The 3,787-nt window shown below is 68.3% G+C and carries 5 protein-coding genes and 1 tRNA gene; 2 read left to right on the top strand and 4 right to left on the bottom strand.

The features are described from left to right. The 4 genes from ACFXA3_RS38145 to ACFXA3_RS38130 form a co-directional block, all read right to left on the bottom strand. Nucleotides 1–371, bottom strand: a 371-nt coding sequence (locus tag ACFXA3_RS38145) for a helicase associated domain-containing protein (RefSeq protein WP_385195190.1), incomplete at its 3' end; no start/stop codon positions are given. Between the two features lie 134 nt (nt 372–505). Beyond that, nucleotides 506–736 (bottom strand): hypothetical protein, encoded by a 231-nt coding sequence (locus tag ACFXA3_RS38140; protein ID WP_385195187.1) that lies wholly within the window; start codon nt 734–736, stop codon nt 506–508. A 27-nt stretch (nt 737–763) separates the two neighbouring features. Beyond that, complete coding sequence (locus ACFXA3_RS38135) at nt 764–1,462, bottom strand: DEAD/DEAH box helicase family protein (RefSeq protein ID WP_385195185.1); 699 nt, start codon at nt 1,460–1,462, stop codon at nt 764–766. Nucleotides 1,463–1,573: 111 nt separating this feature from the next. Next, nucleotides 1,574–2,479 (bottom strand): hypothetical protein, encoded by a 906-nt coding sequence (locus ACFXA3_RS38130; protein WP_385195182.1) that lies wholly within the window; start codon nt 2,477–2,479, stop codon nt 1,574–1,576. 85 nt (nt 2,480–2,564) lie between these two features. On the opposite strand from ACFXA3_RS38130, the gene ACFXA3_RS38125 reads away from it, so the two are divergent. Next, a complete protein-coding gene (locus tag ACFXA3_RS38125) occupies nt 2,565–3,044 on the top strand; it encodes a hypothetical protein (RefSeq protein WP_385195179.1) in 480 nt (159 codons plus the stop codon). A gap of 185 nt (nt 3,045–3,229) precedes the next feature. After that, nucleotides 3,230–3,348: transfer RNA gene (locus tag ACFXA3_RS38120), tRNA-Gly, on the top strand. Nucleotides 3,349–3,787 lie beyond the last annotated feature (439 nt).

Below are 3,787 nucleotides of genomic sequence, written 5' to 3'. Positions count from 1 at the left end.
TCCTGTCCGGCCGCCGCTGCCTGTCGTATTGCTATGCCCACCTCATCCCGGCCTTGGAGTTCGACCCGCTCCGGCGTCAGCGAGGGGGCCCGGCGGCGCTGGTTGTCGACCCACGTACCGAGCCGCAGCTCAATATCGCGCTGCGCATTGCCGCCGTCTCCGCCCACGGTGATCGTCTCGATGTGCTTCCGGGGGACGGTGAGGTGGCCTTCGCGTGCGAAGTACTGGGCTGCGGCTGTGCGGTGCATGGCCCACTTGTCGGCCTGGCTGGTTCGGGGCTTCGGTTTCTCGTCCTCGCTGGCGGGAGTGATGTCGAGGATCTGCTCGCACATCCACTGCTGCACGGGGGGCCATTGTTCGGTCACGAGCATGGAGCGCAGTTGCCCGACCTGCCCGAGAGTCCACCACCGGCCGGCACTCGCCCGTGGCACCGCGCCGTATGGGCTCGTTCCGCCGCGAAGGTGTGCCTCACCGTTGACTATCCAGGACCGGTGGCCTTGACTGCTCAGCCAGTCCAGGAACTCTGCTTCGGTGCCGCCTTGCTCGGGAGGACCTGGCGGATCCAGAAGGTGTTACCTGTGGTGCTAGGAGCCGTGATGCGGTCCGAGAGCTCGCGGAGGAGCGCCGACTTGCCGCTGTTGTTTGGCCCGATGAACAGCGTCATCCCGTTCTCAGGGGGAGCGACGACTGTGCCGTCGATCAGCGTGATTTCGGAGACGGCAAAGGAGACTGCCATGGGACCCCCAGCCCTGTCGGCACTACGTCACTGTGGGTGCAACTGGTGCAGCAGCCTAACGGCACAGGGGCACACGGTGGCGTGGCTTTTGCTGGTTGCAAGAGCAGTGTCGGTGACGTCCACGCAGACGACCTGGTAGGGGGCGCAGATGCCCCGGTCGATGGCCTCAGAGAGGGACCGGGTGCAGCAGCGGCTGCCGAACGGGCCGTTGGGGTCGTCGTCCATGCTCGCGACCAGTTCGCCGGGGGAGCCGGTCTCGCCCTCGTCGTCTCCAAGCTGCCACATCCGGGGTGTGGCCGTCATGTACAGCCGGCGCAGCGAAGGGATGCGGGTGTTGTCGTGGACGGATGCCCAGGGCTTCCCGATCCGGCCAGACGTCCGGTGCGCTTCGTCCACGACGATCAGGTCCCAGGCAGCGAGACCGGACTGGTGCGCCTTCTCGAGCGTGCCCAGGCCGAGGGAGGGGTACGTGGCGTAGACGGTGACCTTGTCCAGGACCCGGGTCCACTCCACCGGCTCGTTCACGTCCGTGGTGTTGGGGAAGGAGACCTCCTCGCCCTGGAGCGAGGACACCCCGATCAGCGGGCGCCGGCGGCCGCCCTCACGCCACGCGGCCTCGGTTTGGGCGAGCAAGTCCAGCGAGGGTGCGAGGGCCAGCACCCGGTCCGCGTGGAGCTCCTCGCCGCTGCGCACTGCTACGCGGGTCTTCCCGGACCCGGTCGCCATGATCACTTGGGTACGTCGGCCCCGCTCCGCCGACGGTGGCGCCGGGGGATGATTCGAGGGCGCGCAGGATCGCGCTGACGGCTTCCCGCTGATGCGGGCACAGGGACTGGGTCACGCCGTGCCTCCCCCGGCTGCTCGCGGGGAGGGGGGCGCTGTCTGCCCCGCCGCAGCCTTGCGGCGTCGGCGGAGTTCGCGTTGGGCCTGGGCGCGGGCGCATTCGCGGGTGCAGTACTTGGTGCCGCTGGTGCGGTTTTGCCCGTACTCGGAGCGGCCGCGCTGGCGTACGTAGGCGCGGCGGCAGGTCTCGTTGGCGCACTCGCGGATCGTCGCGTCTTCGGCGAGGTGGTTGTAGAGCTGCAGGAACGCCACGGACAGCAGGCTGGGGTATCGGTCGGTGAGGCTGCCGATGCCGATGCTGAACGGCTTCAGCGCCCAGTTCAGCGTGCTGTGGAGGTTGCCGATTCTCAGGTCGGTCAGGAGTTCACGCAGATGGGCCAGGTCATGTGGGAAGACCTCGTCGCTGTCGGCGTTGGCGGCCCGCATCTCGGCCAGGGCCTCCTCGGTGGCTTCGGCCTCGATGAGCTCGTCGAGGCCGCCCTGACGGCGGAGGGCCAGCCAGGTGGTCACGGCTTCCTGAGCTTGCGTGACGAACAGGGTGGCGAGTTCTCCGTGGAGTGACCACGGGCCGTGCACCGGATGTTCCTGCTCCTCCAGCGCGGTGTACCGGTCGTGGTACTCGACGTCGAAGCTGAAGGAGTTGACGCTTCCGCCCAGATCCCCGTACGCGTGCATGAGGCCGGCGATGGCGTCGAGGTCGTGGGGGTCGAGGTCCATCAGCTCGCGCAGGTAGAAGTCCTCGGGCAGTGGCACCGGCGTCACTGCGGCGCGGTTGTGGACCGTCCACACGATCCACTCGCCTTCCGCCCGCGCCCGGTACAGCGGCCTCAACTCCGGCGCGGGGACCGGAGTCCCGGGCCAGAGCGTGGGACGAAAACGTGGGTCTACGTATGCCTCCATGCGGGGCATCATAACCATGAACGCGTAGCACGAAAAGGAGAACGTTCGTATCACTCACACGGAACTCGGGGGAGGGGACGCCCCAGTGACGCACTGGCAGCAACGCAAGGCGATCGGGGACGCACACGAGCAGCGGGTCGCCGCCGCACTGGAAGCGCGGGGGTGGACGGTCCAGCGCTGCGGCCAAGGCACCTACCACCCCGCCATCCAGCAGGCCTTGGCTCGCACCACCTCCGCGCTGCGCTGGTTCCCCGACCTCATCGCCGCCCGCGCCGACGAGGTCATCACCATCGACGCGAAGGACCGCATGCCCTCGACCACCTCCAACCGGTACTCGCTCAGCAACGCCGCCATCCAGGCAGGGCTGCTCTTCACCGGCATACATGCCCCCACACCGCTGTACTACGTGCTCGGAGACCTCAAGGTCCTCACCCCGGCCGAAGTCCTCCACTACACCGCGCACGCCCGCCGCGCCCATAGTGGCGCCTACCACTTCGTCAGCACCCGCCACGCCCACCACTTCGACGAGGTATTCGGATCCACGCAGACCCGCGCGGCAAGCTGACCGACCAGCGCTCCACCGCGGGACGACAGCGGACCGGACCCTGTGGGCAGCACGTTCACGGGCTCTGACATAACTTCTGTGGACCCATGGCAGTGGTCTCCGGCTCCCCGGATAAAGATTCGTCCGCAGCGAACGGTGTCTCTACTCTGAGTCGCAGCGGGAGTGCGCGCATTCCCGCAGGTTGCGGTGCCGTGGCAGAGCGGCCCATTGCGATCGACGTGGGCGAGGTCCCTCCCACGGCGACTGACGGAGACGGAGCGGACCTGCTTCCATCTGTCCGCGGGTTCAAATCCCGTCGGCACCGCAGCCGACCTGGACTTGGTCCAGCGCACGGACCGGCCGCATCGCGCCAGGTCCACAGAATTTGTGCCAGAGCCCGTTCTCGAGAACAAAGCCAGTGCCCAAAGGCTCGCGCGCGTCGGGATGCATTCACGGCGTCGCCGTCATCGGCCTGTCGCCGGGGTGTACGAGTGGGGGTACCCATAGCGTGCGGGGCATGCCTAATGTCCTGTCCGCCCGGAAACGGTCGACGCTCTTTGCCGGCTACGGAACGGACAGGACGTCGCCACCGCCGCGCATGCCGCCGGCGTCGAGGTGCGGGTGGTGTTCACGGCGGCCCGCACCGATAGGGCCCTCGCCCTGCTCCTGGCGGGCACCGACCCTGACGGAATCGGAGCCGCGGGCATCAGCGAACGCGCCGAGTACCTGCGGCTCCTCGCTCTGGGCTGCACGCCGAGCCTGGC

Origin of the sequence: Streptomyces sp. NPDC059456, assembly GCF_042750055.1 — a bacterium.
Taxonomy (GTDB): domain Bacteria; phylum Actinomycetota; class Actinomycetes; order Streptomycetales; family Streptomycetaceae; genus Streptomyces.
Note: the sequence above shows the minus strand (reverse complement) of the source record. Positions and strands in the feature narration are given on the sequence as shown.